The sequence below is a fragment of the Hyphococcus sp. D3-15 genome, from assembly GCF_055809375.1.
Genome location: NZ_CM147910.1, coordinates 1,035,993 through 1,054,640 on the forward strand (window position 1 = coordinate 1,035,993; position 18,648 = coordinate 1,054,640).

At 59.2% G+C, this 18,648-nt stretch carries 18 protein-coding genes and 1 pseudogene; 11 read left to right on the top strand and 8 right to left on the bottom strand.

Going from position 1 to position 18,648, the window contains the following annotated elements; translation table 11 throughout:
- Nucleotides 1–24 precede the first annotated feature (24 nt).
- From AC0L8G_RS05310 to AC0L8G_RS05320, 3 genes are all read left to right on the top strand, one after another.
- Entirely contained in the window at nucleotides 25–492 is a 468-nt protein-coding gene (locus AC0L8G_RS05310; protein WP_473387418.1) for a hypothetical protein, read from the top strand.
- A gap of 257 nt (nucleotides 493–749) precedes the next feature.
- Nucleotides 750–1,187 carry an FKBP-type peptidyl-prolyl cis-trans isomerase gene (locus AC0L8G_RS05315; RefSeq protein ID WP_473387420.1) on the top strand — a complete coding sequence of 146 codons (438 nt, stop codon included), beginning with the start codon at nucleotides 750–752 and terminating at the stop codon, nucleotides 1,185–1,187.
- 285 nt (nucleotides 1,188–1,472) lie between these two features.
- The gene (locus AC0L8G_RS05320) at nucleotides 1,473–2,774 is read left to right on the top strand and encodes a phosphoribosylglycinamide synthetase C domain-containing protein (RefSeq protein ID WP_473387422.1); all 1,302 of its coding nucleotides are present in this window, start codon (nucleotides 1,473–1,475) and stop codon (nucleotides 2,772–2,774) included.
- 22 nt (nucleotides 2,775–2,796) lie between these two features.
- Here the strand turns inward: AC0L8G_RS05320 and AC0L8G_RS05325 are convergent, their stop codons facing one another.
- Together AC0L8G_RS05325 and AC0L8G_RS05330 are read right to left on the bottom strand one after the other, a co-directional pair.
- Nucleotides 2,797–3,171: a hypothetical protein gene (locus AC0L8G_RS05325; RefSeq protein WP_473387423.1), complete on the bottom strand. Its 375-nt coding sequence runs from the start codon at nucleotides 3,169–3,171 to the stop codon at nucleotides 2,797–2,799.
- 408 nt (nucleotides 3,172–3,579) lie between these two features.
- Nucleotides 3,580–4,014 (bottom strand): hypothetical protein, encoded by a 435-nt coding sequence (locus AC0L8G_RS05330; RefSeq protein WP_473387424.1) that lies wholly within the window; start codon nucleotides 4,012–4,014, stop codon nucleotides 3,580–3,582.
- A gap of 697 nt (nucleotides 4,015–4,711) precedes the next feature.
- Between AC0L8G_RS05330 and AC0L8G_RS05335 the strand changes: the two genes are divergently transcribed.
- On the top strand, nucleotides 4,712–5,152 hold the full coding sequence (locus AC0L8G_RS05335; protein ID WP_473387425.1) for a hypothetical protein: 441 nt from the start codon (nucleotides 4,712–4,714) through the stop codon (nucleotides 5,150–5,152).
- A 208-nt stretch (nucleotides 5,153–5,360) separates the two neighbouring features.
- On the opposite strand, the gene AC0L8G_RS05340 is transcribed toward AC0L8G_RS05335, so the two are convergent.
- Both AC0L8G_RS05340 and AC0L8G_RS05345 read right to left on the bottom strand, forming a co-directional pair.
- The gene (locus AC0L8G_RS05340; protein WP_473387426.1) at nucleotides 5,361–7,322 is read right to left on the bottom strand and encodes a ribonucleoside-diphosphate reductase subunit alpha; all 1,962 of its coding nucleotides are present in this window, start codon (nucleotides 7,320–7,322) and stop codon (nucleotides 5,361–5,363) included.
- Between the two features lie 311 nt (nucleotides 7,323–7,633).
- Nucleotides 7,634–8,842 carry a hypothetical protein gene (locus AC0L8G_RS05345; RefSeq protein WP_473387427.1) on the bottom strand — a complete coding sequence of 403 codons (1,209 nt, stop codon included), beginning with the start codon at nucleotides 8,840–8,842 and terminating at the stop codon, nucleotides 7,634–7,636.
- A gap of 356 nt (nucleotides 8,843–9,198) precedes the next feature.
- Between AC0L8G_RS05345 and AC0L8G_RS05350 the strand changes: the two genes are divergently transcribed.
- Complete coding sequence (locus AC0L8G_RS05350; protein ID WP_473387429.1) at nucleotides 9,199–9,981, top strand: acyl-CoA thioesterase; 783 nt, start codon at nucleotides 9,199–9,201, stop codon at nucleotides 9,979–9,981.
- An 8-nt stretch (nucleotides 9,982–9,989) separates the two neighbouring features.
- Nucleotides 9,990–10,370, top strand: coding sequence for a VOC family protein (locus tag AC0L8G_RS05355; RefSeq protein ID WP_473387431.1), 381 nt, complete (start codon nucleotides 9,990–9,992; stop codon nucleotides 10,368–10,370).
- Between the two features lie 9 nt (nucleotides 10,371–10,379).
- On the opposite strand, the gene AC0L8G_RS05360 is transcribed toward AC0L8G_RS05355, so the two are convergent.
- Nucleotides 10,380–12,191, bottom strand: coding sequence for an ABC-F family ATP-binding cassette domain-containing protein (locus AC0L8G_RS05360; protein ID WP_473387433.1), 1,812 nt, complete (start codon nucleotides 12,189–12,191; stop codon nucleotides 10,380–10,382).
- A 151-nt stretch (nucleotides 12,192–12,342) separates the two neighbouring features.
- Here AC0L8G_RS05360 and AC0L8G_RS05365 point away from each other — a divergent pair, with 151 nt between their 5' ends.
- The 3 genes from AC0L8G_RS05365 to AC0L8G_RS05375 all read left to right on the top strand — a co-directional run bounded on the left by AC0L8G_RS05365 (nucleotide 12,343) and on the right by AC0L8G_RS05375 (nucleotide 13,837).
- Nucleotides 12,343–12,888 carry a helix-turn-helix domain-containing protein gene (locus AC0L8G_RS05365; protein WP_473387434.1) on the top strand — a complete coding sequence of 182 codons (546 nt, stop codon included), beginning with the start codon at nucleotides 12,343–12,345 and terminating at the stop codon, nucleotides 12,886–12,888.
- A gap of 221 nt (nucleotides 12,889–13,109) precedes the next feature.
- Complete coding sequence (locus AC0L8G_RS05370) at nucleotides 13,110–13,424, top strand: hypothetical protein (RefSeq protein WP_473387436.1); 315 nt, start codon at nucleotides 13,110–13,112, stop codon at nucleotides 13,422–13,424.
- Between the two features lie 89 nt (nucleotides 13,425–13,513).
- A complete protein-coding gene (locus AC0L8G_RS05375; RefSeq protein WP_473387437.1) occupies nucleotides 13,514–13,837 on the top strand; it encodes a hypothetical protein in 324 nt (107 codons plus the stop codon).
- Here AC0L8G_RS05375 and AC0L8G_RS05380 read toward each other — a convergent pair.
- From AC0L8G_RS05380 to AC0L8G_RS05390, 3 genes and pseudogenes are all read right to left on the bottom strand, one after another.
- Nucleotides 13,821–14,759: an alpha/beta hydrolase fold domain-containing protein gene (locus AC0L8G_RS05380; protein WP_473387439.1), complete on the bottom strand. Its 939-nt coding sequence runs from the start codon at nucleotides 14,757–14,759 to the stop codon at nucleotides 13,821–13,823. The two genes, AC0L8G_RS05375 and AC0L8G_RS05380, sit on opposite strands and share 17 nt — an antisense overlap.
- A 180-nt stretch (nucleotides 14,760–14,939) precedes the next feature.
- A pseudogene (locus AC0L8G_RS05385) lies at nucleotides 14,940–15,991 on the bottom strand (1,9-bis(guanidino)-5-aza-nonane synthase).
- A 140-nt stretch (nucleotides 15,992–16,131) separates the two neighbouring features.
- Nucleotides 16,132–17,334 carry a type III PLP-dependent enzyme gene (locus AC0L8G_RS05390; protein WP_473387441.1) on the bottom strand — a complete coding sequence of 401 codons (1,203 nt, stop codon included), beginning with the start codon at nucleotides 17,332–17,334 and terminating at the stop codon, nucleotides 16,132–16,134.
- A gap of 292 nt (nucleotides 17,335–17,626) precedes the next feature.
- Between AC0L8G_RS05390 and AC0L8G_RS05395 the strand changes: the two genes are divergently transcribed.
- The gene (locus tag AC0L8G_RS05395) at nucleotides 17,627–17,896 is read left to right on the top strand and encodes an usg protein (RefSeq protein ID WP_473387442.1); all 270 of its coding nucleotides are present in this window, start codon (nucleotides 17,627–17,629) and stop codon (nucleotides 17,894–17,896) included.
- Between the two features lie 54 nt (nucleotides 17,897–17,950).
- Nucleotides 17,951–18,565 (top strand): CDP-alcohol phosphatidyltransferase family protein, encoded by a 615-nt coding sequence (locus AC0L8G_RS05400; protein WP_473387444.1) that lies wholly within the window; start codon nucleotides 17,951–17,953, stop codon nucleotides 18,563–18,565.
- Nucleotides 18,566–18,648 lie beyond the last annotated feature (83 nt).

The following is an 18,648-nucleotide window of genomic DNA, read 5'->3' on the forward strand; positions in this document are numbered from 1 at the left end:
GCCGAGAAAAAGGGGAGAGACCCAATGAAGAAACTAACCATCTGCCTGGGCGCCATCGCTGTCGCCATAAGCTTCGCTGCATCCGCCAACGCCGCCGCCTATATCAAATTCGACGGCGTCGATGGCGAGGCGAAATCCGCCGAATGGAGCGGTGACCGGACGCTTTATCTCACCACCGAGGACGAGCCGGAGGCTGTGGGCCTGTTGCTGCCTGCGGTGCAAGCGGCGCGGGAAGCCGCCCGGTCCACAAAACCCGCGCGGGGCCGGTCCTTCGAAGCTTTCGAGATCGAGGATGGCGGCGTGCGCTACACCCTTTATGACGCGCAGATCCGGCCAACCGGTGAGGATCGCCGGGTCGAGGTGTCCTATCGCTGCAAGGACTGGACAAATCTGCGCAGCGGCGAAACCGGCAGCGACTGCGCCCAGCCCAAGCGCGGCAAGATCGCCGGACGGGAAGCGACATGGAAGACCGAGGAGGGAACCTCATACTAAGTCTGCCAGTTGAGCCATCGTCGCCGCTGCGCCCGACGCAGCGGCGGTTTTTACGCCGGGCGGCCCCCAGCGGTTGACGGGGCGGGCCGGGTTTGCGAGGTCTGTCAGCGGTTGGACCGGCGAGATGCGCCGGTTATGGACGCGCTTTTCACCTCGTGCCCTTGCCGCCATTACTGGCGGCGCGCGGCGTGACGGCGGCGCGATGAACGGGCGCCCAATTCCGGCGATAAGGCCCGGCAAGATAAAAGGAACACACCATGGCGACCGCAAAGAAAGGCGACCTCGTCGCCATCGCATACACAGTTCGCACCGGCGACGGCCGGGTTGTCGGCGGCACCGAGCAAGCCGGCCCGCAGACCCTGACTATCGGCAAGGCGGAAATTTTCCCGGAAATCGAAGCCGCGCTTGACGGCATGGAAGTCGGCGCCGAGCAGGCGATCACCATTCCTTCCGACAAGGCCTTCGGCCCGCGCCGCCAGGAAATGGTGGTGCAGATCCCGCTTGAGCAACTCCCCGCAGAGCAGGCGCCGCAGCCGGGCATGTCTTTGTCCGCGCGCGCCCAGGACGGCTCGACCGTCAATCTGGTCATCGTTGAAGTGGGCGAGGCGGCGGTCACCGCTGACGGCAATCATCCGCTCGCCGGCGAAGACCTGCATTTCGGCCTGACCCTCGTCGAGATCAAAGAGGCCGCATAGCCCTCGTTCATACGCCTTTGCGCCGCGGCCCGGCGGGCCGCGCGCGCTGAGGTTGGTGCGCGACCGTCGCGCCGTTCCTCCTTGTTCGGACCGCTTTCGACAAAATGACGGACAAGCGGGACCGGAATAAAATTCTCACATAAAATTTCATTCTCGCCCGGTGATTTGGGTGTATAATCGAACCCGCTCGCTGGCGATCCGCCCGGGCGACGCATCCGCTGTGGTTTCGCCGAAGGCGCCATGCGGAGCGTACACATTCCCCCCAACTCCCCTTACAAGGCGCGCATGAACACTCCAGTCCGACATAAATTTCTCTTCATCTCCCTTGATGGTTTGCATGTGGATTGCGCCTGGCGCATCTCGCGTGAAGGTCACGAGGTGCGCTATTACATCGAGAACAAGGCCGAGGCCGATATTGGCGACGGCTTCGTGGCCAAGGTCGATGCGTGGGAGCCCCATGTGGATTGGGCCGACGTCATCGTTTTTGACGATGTGCTGGGCCAGGGCGAAAAGGCCGCCGCGCTGCGCGCCAAGGGCAAGCTGGTGATCGGCGGCACGGCCTATTCAGACCGGCTCGAGGATGACCGCTCCTTCGGTCAGGACGAGATGAAGAAAGCCGGCATCGGCATTCTTCCTTATAAGGAGTTTAACGATTTCGACGAAGCGATCTCCCATGTGAAATCGAATCCGCGCCGCTATGTGATCAAGCCTTCCGGCGAGGCGCAGAACATCAAGCGCCTGTTGTTTGTCGGCGTGGAGGAGGACGGATCGGACGTGGTCCGCGTGCTCGAAGCCTATAAGCGCGTCTGGGCGGACACGATCAAGATTTTCCAGCTTCAGAACCGGGTGACCGGGGTTGAGGTCGCGGTTGGCGGCTTTTTCAACGGCCGCGAATTCATGGACCCGATCAACATCAATTTCGAACACAAGAAACTCCTGCCCGGCAATGTCGGCCCTGCCACCGGCGAGATGGGCACTTTCATGTTCTGGAGCGGCCCCAACCGGCTCTATCGCGAGACCCTGGCCAAGATGGCGCCGCGCCTCGCCGAGGAAGGTTATGTGGGTTATATCGACATTAACTGCATCGTGAACGGGCAGGGGATTTACCCGCTCGAATTCACGTCGCGTTTCGGCTATCCGACAATTCAGATCCAGTCCGACGGGCTCGGCATCCCGCTGGCGGATTTTTTCTACCAGATGGCCTCCGGCGGCGATCCGAAATTCAAGGCGAAGAAAGGCTTTCAGGTCGGGGTGCGCCTTGTCGTGCCGCCTTATCCGTTCAAGGACAAGGAAACCTTTGAGAGCTATTCGAAAAACGCGGCGATCGTGTTCAAAAAACCGTTGAGCGAGGGCGTGCATATTCATGACGTCAAGCGCGTCAATGATGAATGGCTGGTGACCGGCGGCGCCGGTCTCGCGCTTGTGGTCTCCGGGATCGGTTCGACCATGCGCGAGGCGCAAAAACAGGCTTATGGCCGCATCCAGAGCATCCTCATCCCCAATATGTATTTCCGCGACGATATTGGCGACCGCTGGTATGAGGATTCCGACCGGCTCCACACATGGGGCTATCTGCGCGAGAGTTGAGGGCGCCGCCCGCCGCCTGCGGTCAATGCAGGCGGCGAGACGGCATGGCGACGATCTGATGCGCGTCGCGATAGACGATATCACCCGGCGCGTCGGTGATGAGCCGCGTCACCGGAACGCCCGCCTCGTTCAGCAAGGCCGACAAGGCATAGGCGTGGCGGATGCAGTCCCGCGCATCGTCGCGGAACCAGCAAACGCCGTCATAGCGCCGGTTCGACTTCCGCGTGACGACGCCGAAGCGGTTCGGAACGCGAAGATTGTCGTTGAACCAGCGATATTCCGCGCGGATGGCGCGGTCGATCCACCACGGCGCGCGGGGGTAGTCCGCACGGAAGAGGCCGGCCGGAACGCCCCGCGCATCGTCCGCGCGCTGTGGCGTGACGAAACGGATATACATGGCTCATGCTTTCATCCGATGACGGATAAACCCCGCCGCTCATCCCGGCGAAAGCCGGGATCCAGTCAAACAAAGAGCCGGGCTTTGCCCGACATAAATTTTTTTAGTTGGGCCCCGGCTTGCGCCGGGGTGAGCGGGACGAGAAACGCGCACGGCGATCCCGCCGCCGGACGCAATTCATCCGTCGTGATTGATCTTGATGGTGATGAAAGGATTGCCCGCCATTGCGGGCTTTCCTTCCGGTCGCTCCGCCTATCGGCAGAGCTCCTGCCGGAAGGGCGGAGGTGCAAAGAACATCTGTTCTCTCATGTTCAGTCTCCTGATGGTTTCAAGGGTGCGCGGGATAGGGCGTGCAAGGATGGTTGTCAAGCGGGGGCAGTATTGTCAGCAACGGGTGCGTCACTTACGTTAGACCTTCATCAGCATTCGGGAGGGCGACGTGAGTGAACAGCAGATAATACCGGTGTCGAAACTCAGTTTCGGTACGACTTTTAAAATCATCTTTTGGGCGGGCGTATGCATGTGGTGCGCAATATGTATTTTAACGCTGCTGGCCGCGATTGTTGCGCCAAACACCATTTCGGTGAATGGCGAGGAAGCGACCAGTACTGCGGAAGCGCTGGCGGCGGTCCCCTTGTTTCTTGTCATCGGGCTTGTTCTTTCCGCCGGGGGCGCGGCTATCGGCGGTGGGCTGTTGAAGGCCTGCGCAGGATTTTTGCCGTTGGGCGATATACGCTTATCCTCCTGATTGCTTGGGGGTATATGCGGCGTCTCCATCCCCTCATCCCGGACTTGATCCGGGATCCAGTAACCCAAATAAAGCCGGGCTTCGCCCGGCGTCATGTCTTTAGCTGGGTCCCCGCCTTCGCGGGGAAGAACGGGGAGGGGATGTCGGTGCCGATCCACATGCGCCTCCCCACGGCTTGCCCGTGGGGTCTATCACCAGGCCCGTCAGCCTGCGCGCCGTTGCAATATGGTGAAAGAGCAGGAGCTGGGCCCCACGCGTAAAGCGTGGGGAGGCGGTGAGGAGATAGTGTTTGATAGTTTAGGCGCCGGGCGCAGATTTCAAGAAGTGTTGTTTGCGCTCTGGCCGTTATGACGGCGCCAATCGCGGAGAGTATTTTTAGGTGAGGTACCCTGTGGGGCGGGTTAGCGCAGCGTAACCCGCCGCTTCGTCTGGCGACAAAATATGGCGGGCATCGCTTCGCTCAACCCGCCCTACTTGCTATAATCACAATATGACAGAGAGATTAATCATTCGCCGAGAAACCCTTCCAACTCGCCTCTATAAATACTGTAGTTTTGATATCTATGAGAAGTACGTTTCAAAAGGGCGCTTGCAATTAGGAAGGGCGTCGTATTACCGGCGGGCATACGAGGAGGGGAATGGGTTTGGTGATGATTACGAAGGCATGAAGACTTTTTCTGCTCGTAGAGAGCTCACCCATCACGAATTTTGGGAAAACCCTTTTTTGCAAGCTAATTTGCTGTCTGCTGGGTTTGTTAATTGTCCAGGGGCGGAGTTCAAGATGGCTAGGGGGTGAAGTTTGAACTCAGGCAACCTGACGGATTTATATTTTCTCTTTCTACCGAATACAATGAGGCTGCTCATGAGAAATGGAAAAATGATGATGGCTATGATCTTTGCCTTATGGTTGAGGATGTTGAGGGTTTTTTAAAGCAACTTCGAAAGTCGATTAAAAAAGAGATGCTTAAGCGTGCGAGAAAGCAGCTTTTGGCCAGTGATAACGTAAAATTTTTAATTCAGGCTGATTACGTTACATATGTTGATAGGTTCAGCGACTTGGAGAGTTTGAATACTCAGGGTTCTTTTAGCAAAGATAAGTCACGTTATGGGGGTGAAAAAGAGTATCGAATGTTTGGACGAACCCATCCGGATATAAAAACGCCTGATCCAAATTTTTTGCGCCTTAAGGATAGGGCTGTGTCGGCATATTTCCGCCCAATGGCGCGAATTTAAGTCGGTATTTTATTGAATATAAGTTCAATCTTTAGAGGAGCGATAATTATCGCTCATCGACACTCAGGCTGAATACTTTGCAATTGCGAGTTATTCCTAGTCGACTAAATTTTGATTTTTTTAAAATCGTAATGGTGCTCACGGCAATAATTGCCGTGACAAAGTTCAAGATAGAAGCCAGCATATCAAGCGTCGATTGCATTCTACCTCACTGACAAGCCAAACACTCATCATAATCGGTCTTCGCGGCGGCGTTCATCATCGCGGCCATCGGGTCGGCGGCGGCGGCGTCAGCGGCGGCCGCATCATTGGCGGCTTTTTCGCCATTGGCGAAGCCGGCGCGCTGGATTGATTTCGAGCGGCAATAGTAAAGCGACTTGCAGCCCTTCTCCCACGCCATCCAATGCAGCATGTGGAGGTCCCATTTGTCGATATCGCCGGGCAGGAAGACATTCACCGACTGGCCCTGGCAAATATAGGGCGTGCGGTCGGCGGCAAGCTCGATGACCCAGCGCTGGTCGAGTTCGAAGGCGGTCTTGAACACGTCCTTCTCGTCCGAGGTCAGGCAATCAAGATGCTGGACCGAGCCTTCATGTTCGAGGATCGAGTTCCAGACTTCATCCGTGTCCTGACCTTTGGCTTCGAGCAGGGCTTTCAGCGCCACGTTTTTCACCGTGAAGGAGCCCGACAGGGTTTTGTGGGTGAAGACGTTGGCCGGGATCGGCTCGATGCAAGGGCTACAGCCGCCGCAAATGATCGAGATCGATGCGGTCGGCGCGATCGCCATTTTGTGGCTGAAACGCTGCTTCACACCGCGCTCTTCCGCATCGGGGCAGGCGCCGCGTTCTTCAGCCAGCGCCACCGAGGCGGCATCCGCACCCATGCGGATATGTTTGAACAGGCGTGTGTTCCATGACTTCGCCATGGCGCTTTCAAACGGAATGTTCATCGACTGCAGGAAGGAGTGGAAGCCCATCAGGCCAAGACCGACCGAGCGTTCGCGCTGGGCGGAGTAAACCGCCTTCGCCATCGCCGGCGGGGCGCGGTCGATAAAGTCCTGCAGCACATTGTCGAGGAAGCGCATGACGTCTTCGATGAATTGCGGCTCGTCCTTCCACTCGGTGTATTTCTCGGCGTTGATCGAGGAGAGGCAGCACACGGCGGTGCGCTCTTCGCCAAGATGGTCCTTGCCGGTGTGGAGCATGATCTCCGAGCAGAGATTGGAGGTTGAGACTTTAAGGCCGAGATCGCGCTGATGCTTGGCCATCTGCTGGTTCACCGTGTCGGAGAACAAGAGATAGGGCTCGCCGGTCGCGAGGCGCACATCGAGGATCTTCTGCCACAGCTTGCGCGCGGAGACGGTGCGCAGCACTTCGCCGGTCTTCGGCGATTTCAGGCCGAACTCTTCGTCATTGGCCACCGCCTCCATGAAGGCGTCGGTGATGTTGACGCCGTGATGCAGGTTCAGCGACTTGCGGTTGAAATCGCCCGACGGTTTGCGGATTTCGAGGAACTCCTCGATTTCCGGGTGATGCACGTCGAGATAGCAGGCGGCCGAGCCGCGGCGCAGGGAGCCCTGGGAGATCGCGAGGGTCAGCGAATCCATGACGCGGATGAACGGGATGATGCCCGACGTCGCGCCCGCATGTTTCACCTTCTCGCCGATGGAGCGCACGCCGCCCCAATAGGTGCCGATGCCGCCGCCATTGGAGGCCAGCGCCACATTCTCGTTCCAGGTGGAGACGATGTCGTCGAGCGAGTCGTTGACGCCGTTGAGGAAGCAGGAAATCGGCAGGCCGCGATTGGCGCCGCCATTGGACAGGATCGGCGTCGCCGGCATGAACCAGAGCTTGGAGATATAGTCATAGATGCGCTGGGCGTGGTCGGCGTCGTCGCCATAGGTGCGCGCGACCCGCGCGAACATGTCCTGAAAGGACTCGCCGGGGAGGAGATAGCGGTCCTCCATGGTGGTCTTGCCGAAATCGGTGAGCAGGGCGTCGCGGGAGCGATCGACGACGATGTCGCGGACCACTTTCAGGGCGGGCTTCTTGGCATCCTTCGGAGCGTCCGGCGCAGGCTTTTTCTGCGGCGCGGCAATCGCCGCTTCCGCGTTGTCCTGTGTGCTTTCCCGAGTGTTTTCCATGTCCTTGGCGGCTTCTGAAAACGACATGCTTGCCCCGTCCTTAAATCTTTTCGCCCCCGAAAAGGCGCGCAAAAACCTATGCTCCGGATTGCCCAAAAGGGACCGCATCCGGAGCGGCTTTCCAAATCTGCTGTGAATCGCCAGCATCATCCGCTGACACAAGATATAGTGATGGAGGCCCGCCCGATCGTCAATATGAAGTTAGTCGATGGGCAAAAGTTTTTGGTTAAGGAGGTCTTAACGCGGCGCTCTGAGTGCGCCTAAAGGGTTAATCGCCAGAGCGGTTTTTGAGGTCTTCGCCGCCTCGTTTCGACCCCGTATCCCGGCCCTTGGAGGCGTCAAATTTTTTCGCAAAAGCATCCGTGCGCCAGCTTGTCGGCGCCGCAGAGAAGCCTGCATCGACGAATTTCACCGACGAATCGCGCCGGCGCCATTCGGGAATCTCTTCTTCGGTGGAAAATGAGCCTGCGTGATCTCGTTTCTGCGCGCTGATTGCGCCCGCCCCCGACGGCTCCGCCGCCGCCGATCCGCGCGCGGAAGACGTCGACCGCATCCTTGATGCGCCGGGTGATGTCGGCGGGATGCAAGGCGCTCTCGGCGGCGAATCCGCTGCGCAGCGCGGTCAACGCATCGGCGCGGGCTTTCGCCGCCACGCCTTCGGTCAGCGGCCCGGTGAAGATCGACAGGAATGCGCCGATACAGGCATAGAGCGCGCCGCCGAAAATCAGCATTTGCGCCGCCCATGGATATTGCATGATGGCGAGCGCCGCCTGCGGCGCGGCCTCGATCACTTCCGGGCGCGGCACGGCGGCGATGTAGACGCCAAGCCCGCCCAGCGCGCCGCCGGTGAGGAATGCGATAACGGTCGCCAGCAGGTCGCCGCCGGCCCCGCCGCCGCCCGCGCGCCCGAGGAAACCGCGGAACTGGCGCAGCGCCTGCGCGTCTTCCGCACCGGTCAGGAAGCTGATTTCACGAAAGAAAGCATGGGCTTCAAGCGCGGTCAGATGCGCCCGGGAAAGATCGTTCACCGCATCGGCCGGATGACCGCGCCGGTCCATGGCGCCGCGCAGGGCGGACAGCGTTTTATCGAATTCGCCCGCCGCGTCGGCGAAGGCGCCGCCCAGCTTCTCCGCCTCGCGGCAGACTCTGGCATTGTCCGCATTGCCTAGCGCCCGGGCGAGCGCCGCAACGCCAAAGGCGACGCCAAGCCCGGCGCCGGCGACAATCAGAAATGTCTGCATCAACACGGAGGCGTCAGCGAGCGGCGCGCCGCCGGGAATTGTCATCAGCCCATCGGCGCGGGCGGTCAGGACCGCGTTGTAAAGCCAGATCGCCACGCCGAGCCAGCCGAGCCCGATCACCACGCGCACCGCCTGCGCGGCCATGGTGATCTCGCCATTGCGGCGGTCTTCAATCCGGGCGGCGAGGCCATATGCGAGACCGCGCAACTCATCATTGCGGCGGACCATGGCATGGGCGGAGTCTTCCAGCAGGGTGGCCAGCGGAACAGAAGTCTCACGCTCCTCCGCCGCATTGTCCCCGGGCAAAAAGGCGTGAGTTCGGATCGAGCGGCGTAAAGTGTTGTCGGGCGGGCGCGTCTTGTTTTTGCGGCGCCCCGGATAGCCGCCGCAGGGCGCTGTCAGCGCTGGCGCGCATCGCGCTCAGCATGTCGGACGCCTTGCCCCCAAATCCCTTGCCAATAGCGCTCATTGGCGTCCATCCCCTCTGAAATCCGCTGAAAACGGCGGATTTTCCCACGAAAGCTTATGGTAAAGGAAAAACCCCGCCGCGTTAATCCTTTGAGCGGTGGATTGGGATTACGCCGGGGCGAATCGCAGGCTCCGATTGCTGTCGCTGGCGCTTGCGTCCTGGTGATGATCTCGGCCATGACGAGCCGATGAGCATGTCTTTCACCGATTTGATGGCGAATGCGGATTACCGCGATGGAACGCTGTCGCAAACCATCCCCGATGAATGGATGCAGGGGCGCACGACCTATGGCGGGTTGTCAGCAGCATTGTGTCTCGAAACCGCGCGGCGCGCTTTTCCCGATGCGCCGCCATTGCGCTCGGCGCTGGTGTCTTTCATTGGTCCGGCTGGCGGTCCGATTGAGGGACGCGCCAAGCTCTTGCGTCAGGGCAAATCCGTAACTTTTGTCGAGGCGGATGTCTCCGGCGAGAAAGGCATTGCAACGCGCTGCGCTTTTGCATTTGGCGGCGCGCGCGAGTCGGTCTGGAATCGCACCTTCACGCCGACGCCCCACATGCCCGCGCCGGAGGAATGCGATCCGTTTATTCCGGAAGGGTTCGGTCCGCCTTTCTCCCGCCACTTTGATTCCCGCCTCGCCAAAGGCGGACGGCCCGGCACTGGATCGAAAGACCATGATCACTTCATTTGGGTGCGTCATCGCGATGAAAGCGCGAGCGGCATTGTCGCGCTGCTGGCGCTCGCCGATATGCCGCCGCCGGCGCTGATGCCGATGTTCACAGAATTCGCACCGATCAGCTCCATGACATGGATGGTGAATATGTTGTGTGACGCGCCGCAAACGCGCGATGGCTGGTGGCTGCTCGAATCGCGCGCCGAGCATGCGAGCGACGGCTATTCCAGTCAGGATATGCTGGTGTGGAATCGTGATGGCGATCTGGTCATTGCGGGCCGTCAGTCCGTCGCGATATTCGCCTAGGGGACACGATGCGGCTTGCGCAACTGACATTGGTGGTTCGCGATTATGAGGAGGCGATCGCCTATTATTGCGGCGTGCTGGGCTTTACACTGAAGGAAGATGTAAGGCTTTCTGCTCAAAAGCGCTGGGTGGTCGTGTCGCCGGGTGAGGGCGGCGCTGATTTATTGCTGGCAAAGGCGGCGGACGAAAAGCAGGTCGGTGCTATCGGCAACCAAACCGGCGGGCGCGTCTTCCTGTTTCTGCATACGGATGATTTCGACGGCGACTATCAGCGTCTGAAAAACGCCGGCGTTGAGTTTCTCGAATCGCCAAGAGATGAAGCCTATGGCCGTGTTGTCGTGTTTCGCGACCAGTACGGCAATAAATGGGACTTGATCGGGCCGCGCTAACAGACGCGGTCAGCCTTCGATTTCTTCCCGCTTCATCTCCAGCGTCAGCCACTCTTCTTCTTTAGTCGCGAGGGTTTCTTCCGCCGCCGAGAGCGCTTTTGCCGTCTTGTCGAACAACGCCGCGTCGCGCGCGAACAGGTTCGGGTCTTCCAGTTTTGCTTTCAGCGCCGCGATGTCTTTTTGCAAGGCGTCGATCTCGCCCGGCAGTTTTTCAAGCGCGAATTGTTCTTTGTAGGATAGTTTGGCCTTTGCCGCCGGTTTCGATTTCCCGGCGGGGGCGGATGTCTTTGCTTTTTGTTTCGGCGCGGCGCCTTCAAGACCGGGCGGGGATCCGCGCTGCGCAACCATATCGTCATAACCGCCCGCATAACGAATCCAGCGGCCCGGCTTTTCCGGATCGGTAGTGACGACGCTGGAAACGAGATTGTCGAGAAACGCCCGGTCATGGCTGATCAGCAGCAAAGTGCCCTGATAGGCGGAGAGCTGTTCTTCGAGCATCTCCAGCGTTTCAAGATCGAGGTCGTTGGTCGGCTCGTCGAGCAGCAACAGGTTTGACGGACGGGCCAGCGCTGCGGCGAGCGCAAGTCGGCCTCTTTCCCCGCCGGAAAGCGCGTTGACGGGTTGGCGCCATTGTTCCGGCCCGAACAGGAAGTCTTTAAGATAGGTCGCCACATGGCGCTTTTCGCCATTGATGGTCACCCAGTCACCAGTGCCGTCATTGATCGCGTCGGCGACGCGCATATGGGGTTCCAGCCGGGCCCGGCGCTGGTCGAGGGAGACGATTTCCAGATTGGTCCCGAGCGTCACCTTGCCGTCGTCGGGTGCAAGAATGCCGGTCAGCATGTTGACCAGCGTGGTTTTGCCCGCGCCATTCGGGCCGACAAGGCCGATGCGGTCGCCGCGGGCGATTTCAATGGAAAAATCGTCGATGATCTTCCGTTCACTGAAGGATTTGGAGATATGTTCGGCGACGATGGCGCGTTTGCCGGATTTCGCGCCCGCCTGCAAGGTAAAGGCGGGGCCGCCCTCAACCCGGCGCGCTTCGCGCAAATCCTTGCGCATATCCTTGAGTTCGCCCACCCGGCGCATATTGCGTTTGCGCCGGGCCGTAACCCCGTAGCGCATCCAGTGTTCTTCCGCCGCGATCTTGCGCCCGAGCTTGTGCAGGGCGGCCTCTTCTTCCTCCAGAAATTTGTCGCGCCAGGCCTCGAACGTTTTGAAACCTTGTCCCGTCGCGCGCGTGGCGCCGCGATCGATCCAAACCGTGTCGTTGGTGACCGCTTCGAGAAAACGCCGGTCATGGCTGATCAACATGATGGCGGAGGGCAGGGCGCGCAGCTTTTCCTCAAGCCAGGCAATGGCGGGCAGGTCGAGATGGTTGGTCGGCTCGTCGAGAAGAAGAATATCCGGGGCGGCCGCGAGCGCCTGCGCAATCGCTGCGCGCCGCAATTCGCCGCCGGAAAGATTGGCGGGCGGCAGCGACGGATCAAGACCCAACTCCGCCAGCAGCATTTCCACCTCATGGGTCTTGCCGGTTTCATCAAGGCCCGCATTGGCGTAGTCGCCGATCGTGGCGAAACCGGATGCATCTGGCTCTTGCTGCAAATAGCGCACAGTGGCGCCGGGATGGAGAAAGCGTTCGCCGCTATCAGCCTCAACCAGTCCGGCCGCGATTTTCATCAGGGTCGATTTGCCGGAGCCGTTACGGCCCACCAGTGCGATACGCGCGCGCTCACAAACATTGAGTGACGCATTTTCGAACAGTGGCTCGCCGCCAATCGACAGGTTCAGTCCCGAAAGGGTTAACAGAAGGGTGCTCATGATGAATGCGGGAAACTTTTCTATCGGTTAGCAGCAGGGCAGGGCGTCTCATAGGGAGTCTTCTGCGCCGCAGCAATTCTTAACTGATTGTTGCGAGTCTCGTGACAATGCTTTTCTTCCCGCAAGGGTTGCGAGACACGGTTTGCCGCTTATGCACCCGCTAAAACGATATCTCCACGACGTTGACGAACGCGTGCAGGATTTCGCCCAGCGGGTCGGCGTCTCGCGTCAAACGCTGTATCGGATCATTTCCGGCGCCCAGGCGCCCAAACCGCTCCTTGCGCGAAGGATTGTTGAAGCGACCGGCGGCGCGGTCACCCTCGCCATGCTTTATGGCGGGGTAAAGGGCGGCGCTGAGATTATCGCCCTGCCCGTCGCAAATGACGAAGCGCAATTGGATGCGGCCCGGTTGAAACTCGCCATGGCGGTGGTGATTAATCATCTGCGTCCGGCGCATGCGCCGCCGGCGGCGGCGGCGTTGCTGGACATTGCGGCGGAGGCTGCGGCCAGCACCTATGCGGCGCTCAGCCGTCTAACGACCCGTCAGGGTCCGGCTCGTCTCGCCCAAGCTCTGCGGCCAGTTCTCGAAGAAATTCTGAAAGAGTCAGGGACCGTTCCTGCGGCGTCTGCGCTGGATCGAGGGGCGGAAATGGCGGCTGATCTGTATTTTCAGGACCGCGCGCTTCAGCATAGCTGAGGCTGGCGCGTTCCAGCCCCGCTCCATAGCGCTTGACCTCTTCGGCCCGCCTTTTCGCAACCCGCCACATCGTGCGGCCGATGCGGGCGGCGTAATTATCCTCATCCGTGCTCAAGTCAGAAATCTCTCATAGGTTGTATTTTTGTCTGGATTTCACCTTTATTCGCGCTAAGGTTGTGCAGTTGTCTGAGTACCACATTTTTTACTTACGAGGATAAGAAATGAAGGATCTCCGAAAAGAACAGTTAGCGTTGTTGCGTTTTGAGAAGCAAATTACGGGCCTCGCAGCGACTCTTGCCGCGGGGGCGGTGATCGCTAAGGGCGTGGATGGCAAGTTTCATGCAACCCAGGGGGCGGAAGCCTATGCGCAGATACAATCAGCGCTGGTCAATCTCGCAGCCGTCACCGGACAAGCGCATGACGCGCTGGGCCTAAAGGCGATGGAAGTTGGCGCGCATCTGCTTGAAGCCGCTGGCGGCGGACGGCCCAAGCACGATGTCGACGAGAGTGTGAAATTAATTCTGGGGATTGGATAACTATCAGTCTTTACGCCGGTCTTATCGGCGTCATGCTTTTTATCGGATTTCAAGCGAGGTCGCCGCAAATCGCGGCGGCTTCGCGACTTGTGTCGCTCAATTGGGCCTATACGCTACAGTTATGGATGGTTGCCGATGGCGTGGTGCTTGCGGTCTCCTATGCATCAGTGGATGCAGCCACCGCACTGGCGCTTTATCGGATGTCGCAGCGTCAGTGGTTCCCGGCGCCGCTGGTTTTTCTGCATGCGTTTCTGGCTCTTTACAATCTGTATACGGCGTTTCTGGACCCCAACAATTATTGGATCGTGTTGGCGTTGAACCGGATTTTCGAGATTGAAATATTCTATGTCGCCGGTTGCGGATTATACCGGATCACAGCGATGCGGCGGCCCGGCGTTAAAGCCCCAGAATAAAGTCTGCGATATCACTATGCGCGGCTTTCGATTCTGGCAGACCCCAATTCATATGAAACAAGTGATAAAGGCCGTCAAACAGTCGCAAGGTTGAGTTGACGCCGGCGCGGCGCGCGCCTTCCGCGAATCGCGCGGCGTCGCCGAGCAGGACTTCCCGGCTGGCGACATGCACAAGGATAGGCGGCAAGCCTCGAAAGTCGCCGTAAATCGGCGACACGCGCGGGTCTTTTAGTTTTTCTCCCGGGGCGTAATACGCGAAAAGCCGGCGCGCATTGCGGCCGCCATAAGACCGGATCAATGGATCGTGACCGTCCAGCGTCGTGTGTGTGTCCGATGCGCCGTCGCCATCAAGGGCCGGCGATACAAACACCATGCCTTCAGGAAGTTTTGCGCCTTCGTCACGCCATTTCAGTGCTGCAGCAAGGGCGAATGCGCAGCCCATGGAGTCTGAAAACAGCACAACGCGCTTTTCCGGTTGTTCAGCAAGCAGGGTTTTGTAGACCCGGTCGATCTCTTCGATCTGTACAGGAAACCGCGCTTCCGGCACTAGCGTGTAGTCCGCTCCCAACGCCTCAATGCCGGTTAGCTGACAAACCGGCAAAATCATCGACGCGTTGACGCGCGGCGAGCCGCTGACCCCGCCGCCGCCATGAATATACAAAATAAGCCGGTCGCTGGTTCGGGTCTTTTCTGTTTCATATTGAACGCAGTTGACCCCGGCGATATCCACATCGCTCATGCGGTAAGTGAAATCGAGTTCCTCCTGCGCTTTCGCCCAGTCCTGATGGGCGAAGTGGCGGGCGACGCCGCGCGTGAGCGGATTCATCCAGGTTTCGATTGCGGGATAGGCGCGCAAATTCGGAATGCGCTTGCGCGCATGTTCGCTCATCGCTTTGCCAAGTCGCCGCGACGTCAACGCCATTCCAAGACCTATATCTAAATAAATGCGCAAGTCGCGCGGGAAACCTGATTTTCACAATGCGCGGAAAACATCAGGTTAATTGCAACCATAAGTATGCGTGTAAAACCAAAAACGCCGGCGCATTTCCGTGCGCCGGCGTCATTTTGGTAACAATCATGAACGAATTTTAGGGTTCGTGGCCTAACCGCCAAAAAGTTTCGACCATTCGCGGGGCTGGCGCTTTTTCCAGCCGCCGCGATGCCAGGCGTCGGAGACAATCAAGGGCGCAACGGATGTCGCTTCGGCGAAGACCATCTGTTCGTGCACCGTGGAGACTTTGCCCCAGCTTGCCGCTTCCTGCAGTGTGGAGGACGAGCAGGCGCCGTCACGCACATCGGCGACGGTGATCTGCACGGCGTATTTATGCACTTGAACGTCGTCATGGCCGAGAATTTCGGCGCAAACGACGGTGTCCTGCGCGAAGTTCTTCGGCACGCCGCCGCCGATCATAAACAGAGCCGTTGTGCCGGCTGCGAGCTTGATCTCGGTGAGTTCGCGGAAGTCGCCCGCAGAGTCGATAGTGACGAATGGTTTGCCGGCCTTGCGGCGCTCGACCTGATGCTTGACGATGCCGAACCCTGCAGAGCAGTCGGAAAAGGCCGGCACGAAAATCGGCACATTTTTTTCGTAGGCGCGCTGGATCAGCGAGTCTTTTTCTTGGCGTTGCCGGCGGCGAGCCATTTGCCGATTTCATATATGAATTCGCGCGAGGTGTAGGGGCGCGGCTCCAGTTGTTCGCAGATTGCATAGATCGTGTGATCCACATTCTGCAGTTCTTCTTCGTCGATATAGGTGTCGTAAATGCGGTCGATATAAAGCGAACGCAGCGTGTTGTCGTCAGGGATTTCATTGGCCTGATAGTGCTTGAAGCCGAGGGCTTCGAGGAAATCCATATCGATGATGCAGGCGCCGGTGGCGACGATCGCATCGGCCATATTGTACTCAACCATGTCGCGCCAGACATGCAGGCAGCCGCCAGCGCCGGTCGAGCCAGCCATGATCAGCCAGGTCGAGCATTTCTCGTCTTCCAACGCCATGTTGAGGATCTGTGCAGCGCGCGCGGAATCGCGGCTGGTGAAGCTCATCTTGCCCCAGGCGTCGATGATCGGGCGCGCGTCGAATTTGGTGATGTCGATATGTTCGACCGGCGTGGCGAGCAATTCGGCTTTACGGTTGTCTTGTGGTTGGGTCATGAAGTCGGTCCTTTCTGGTAACCGGGATTGAAGAATCCGGATCCGGACCGCGTCTGGTCGTGGCGACGCGCGGAGGGCCGTTATGTGCAGCGCTCATCTAACCGATGAGCGCTGCAATATCCAGCGGCAAGGCTGAAATCTTAAAACTCGCCGACAACCGCGACTGGTTTCGGCATTTTGACGACGGAGCTCGTCTCGGTGAAGACGCTCATCATCGGCGCGTCCTCCGCGATGGCTTCGACATATTCGCCAAAGCCGTTGAATTTTGTCGCCAGCGCGGCGCCATAGGCGCCGGTCATGCCGACTTCGATATAATCGCCTTCGCTGATATCGGCGGGCAACAGGAACGGGCCTTCCATCGCGTCGATGGAATCGCAGGTCGGGCCGTAAAATTTGAACGGCCGCAAGGGCCGGCGCGGACCGCCCTTTTCGCGCAACAGCTTGACCGGATAGACCAGCCCGTCATGGGCCGCGTCGAACAGCGCCCCATAAGAACCGTCATTGAGGTACAGCGCATCGCCTTTGCGAAGCTCCACGCGGACCACATGGCTGCCTGCCTCGGCGCAAAGCGCGCGGCCGGGTTCGCACCATAGATCAGCGTTTTCGAGCACCGGCATCTTTTCAAACGCCGCCTCGATCTCCGTCATATAGTCTTCCAGCGGCGGCGGGGTGAGGCCCGGATAGGCGACCGGAAAGCCGCCGCCCACATCGACAATGTCGATCGTCACGGTGGCGTCGCGTATGATTTCGCTGACCGCTTCCATGGCGACGCGCCAGGCTTCCGGGCGCATGCATTGCGAGCCTACATGGAAAGAAACGCCAAGCTCCGCCGCAATCGCGCGGGTCTCGCGCAAAAGCGACACGGCTTCCATGCCGGTTGCGCCGAATTTGCCGCCGAGCTTGTGTTGGGCGTAGTCGGAGCACACGGCGAGACGCACGATCAGATGCAGGTCTTTTGCGCCGCCGGTTTCTTCGACGATCTTGGTTAGTTCTTCGCGGGAATCGAGCACGAAAATCCGCACGCCATAATCGAAATAGGCGCGACGGATCGCAGAACGGGCCTTCACCGGATGCATGTAAGCCAGCGTGACATCGTCAAACCGCTTCGCAACCAGTTCGATTTCCGGCAGGGAGGCGACATCGAACCAGCGCACGCCGGCGGCGTAAACCGCGTCGAGCACAGCCGGATGTGGGTTGGCTTTCACCGCATACAGAACGTCGCCGGGAAAACGGCGCACGAACCAGTCGGCGGCTTTACTCGCCGCATCAGGCCGAATGCAATGGACAGGAAGGTCCGGACGGTCCGCTAGGACCAGCGCAAGCGCAGATTTGTGTCTTTCCATCTCATGGAACCTCGCAACGGCAGCTACAACCAAAGCGCCATTCTTGCGGAGAGGTCCCATGGGAATGACGAAAGCGCCAAATAAGAACCGCGGCGGGTCATGTAAAGATAAAAAATGCGCATGGGGTCGATTATTTGGCCGGGCCTGTCAGCACTGCCGGGATCTGGCTGCTAACATATTGAAAATACGTAAAAATTTTTGATTCAGACGGGCCTGTCAAGCTTGTAAAACTGTAATTTCCAAGGCCGACTATGGCGCTGTTGCAATGTTATCCAAGTGAAAGGGGCACGCCATGGGCGCAGATATCTCCTTCAAGAAACAGCTTGCGGGCTATCGCCTCGCTACAGCAGAAATTCTTTACCATCTTCCTGACCATCCGGGCCTCCTACAGTCCTATGTCTGGCAGGATTACGACATCGCCCCGAAATACCCGGTGCTGTCGAAATTCCTCACCTTCTGGACAGCCGAACTTGAGGGGCCGCTTCACTCGGTCCGCGTCGCAGGCAAGCACCTGATCAGTGCGGCGGAATTACGGAATGTGAGCGAGTACGGATTGAATTAATCGCCTCTTAGGAAGGAATCCCTTTAGTTTCGCTTTGAAAAAGGCGAGCGCTCCGTGCCCACAATCTATGACCTCAAGCCCAAATTTCAGGCGCTGCTCAGGCCGTTCTGCGCCAGGCTAGCGGCGGCAGGCGTCACCGCCAATCAGGTGACCGCGATCGCCTGCGGACTGTCGCTCGCTCATGGCGCGGCGCATCTGACAGCTCCCGGCGCGAAGTGGGTGCTCATTCTCTTGCCGATCGTGCTGTTCATTCGCATGGCGATGAATGCGGTGGACGGCATGCTGGCGCGGGAATTTGGGCAGGCGTCGAAGCTGGGCGCCATCCTCAACGAACTGACGGATGTGATTTCCGATGCGGCGCTATATCTGCCTTTCGCGTTCATTCCCGGCCTGCCGGCGCCGCTGGTTGTCATTGCTGTGCTATTCGGCGTGATCGCGGAAATGACCGGCGTCATCGGCGTCCAGATCGGCGCGTCGCGGCGCTATGACGGACCTCTCGGCAAATCCGACCGCGCGTTCTTTGTTGGCGCGCTCGCCATGCTGATGGTGTTTTTCGATCCCGGGCGATGGTCAACCGTGCTGATCGCCTTTGCTTGCGCGCTCGGCCTCGCAACCATCGTCAATCGGGCGCGCGCCGCTTTAAGGGAGGCAAGCGATGCAAATTCCTGACGCGCTTCCTGAGAATGTCTTCTACGCCATAGCGGTCATTTACGCCCTGCTGGCCGTCGCCAGCATCGTCGTTGCGGTGTTGA

What these genes read in the sequence shown, in the direction of transcription:
- AC0L8G_RS05310 (WP_473387418.1), top strand. Translation starts at nt 25, where the DNA reads ATGAAGAAACTAACCATCTGCCTGGGCGCCATCGCTGTCGCCATAAGC.
- AC0L8G_RS05315 (WP_473387420.1), top strand. Translation starts at nt 750, where the DNA reads ATGGCGACCGCAAAGAAAGGCGACCTCGTCGCCATCGCATACACAGTT.
- AC0L8G_RS05320 (WP_473387422.1), top strand. Translation starts at nt 1,473, where the DNA reads ATGAACACTCCAGTCCGACATAAATTTCTCTTCATCTCCCTTGATGGT.
- AC0L8G_RS05325 (WP_473387423.1), bottom strand. Translation starts at nt 3,171, where the DNA reads ATGTATATCCGTTTCGTCACGCCACAGCGCGCGGACGATGCGCGGGGC.
- AC0L8G_RS05330 (WP_473387424.1), bottom strand. Translation starts at nt 4,014, where the DNA reads ATGACGCCGGGCGAAGCCCGGCTTTATTTGGGTTACTGGATCCCGGAT.
- AC0L8G_RS05340 (WP_473387426.1), bottom strand. Translation starts at nt 7,322, where the DNA reads ATGTCGTTTTCAGAAGCCGCCAAGGACATGGAAAACACTCGGGAAAGC.
- AC0L8G_RS05350 (WP_473387429.1), top strand. Translation starts at nt 9,199, where the DNA reads ATGTCTTTCACCGATTTGATGGCGAATGCGGATTACCGCGATGGAACG.
- AC0L8G_RS05355 (WP_473387431.1), top strand. Translation starts at nt 9,990, where the DNA reads ATGCGGCTTGCGCAACTGACATTGGTGGTTCGCGATTATGAGGAGGCG.
- AC0L8G_RS05360 (WP_473387433.1), bottom strand. Translation starts at nt 12,191, where the DNA reads ATGAGCACCCTTCTGTTAACCCTTTCGGGACTGAACCTGTCGATTGGC.
- AC0L8G_RS05365 (WP_473387434.1), top strand. Translation starts at nt 12,343, where the DNA reads ATGCACCCGCTAAAACGATATCTCCACGACGTTGACGAACGCGTGCAG.
- AC0L8G_RS05370 (WP_473387436.1), top strand. Translation starts at nt 13,110, where the DNA reads ATGAAGGATCTCCGAAAAGAACAGTTAGCGTTGTTGCGTTTTGAGAAG.
- AC0L8G_RS05380 (WP_473387439.1), bottom strand. Translation starts at nt 14,759, where the DNA reads ATGGCGTTGACGTCGCGGCGACTTGGCAAAGCGATGAGCGAACATGCG.
- AC0L8G_RS05390 (WP_473387441.1), bottom strand. Translation starts at nt 17,334, where the DNA reads ATGGAAAGACACAAATCTGCGCTTGCGCTGGTCCTAGCGGACCGTCCG.
- AC0L8G_RS05395 (WP_473387442.1), top strand. Translation starts at nt 17,627, where the DNA reads ATGGGCGCAGATATCTCCTTCAAGAAACAGCTTGCGGGCTATCGCCTC.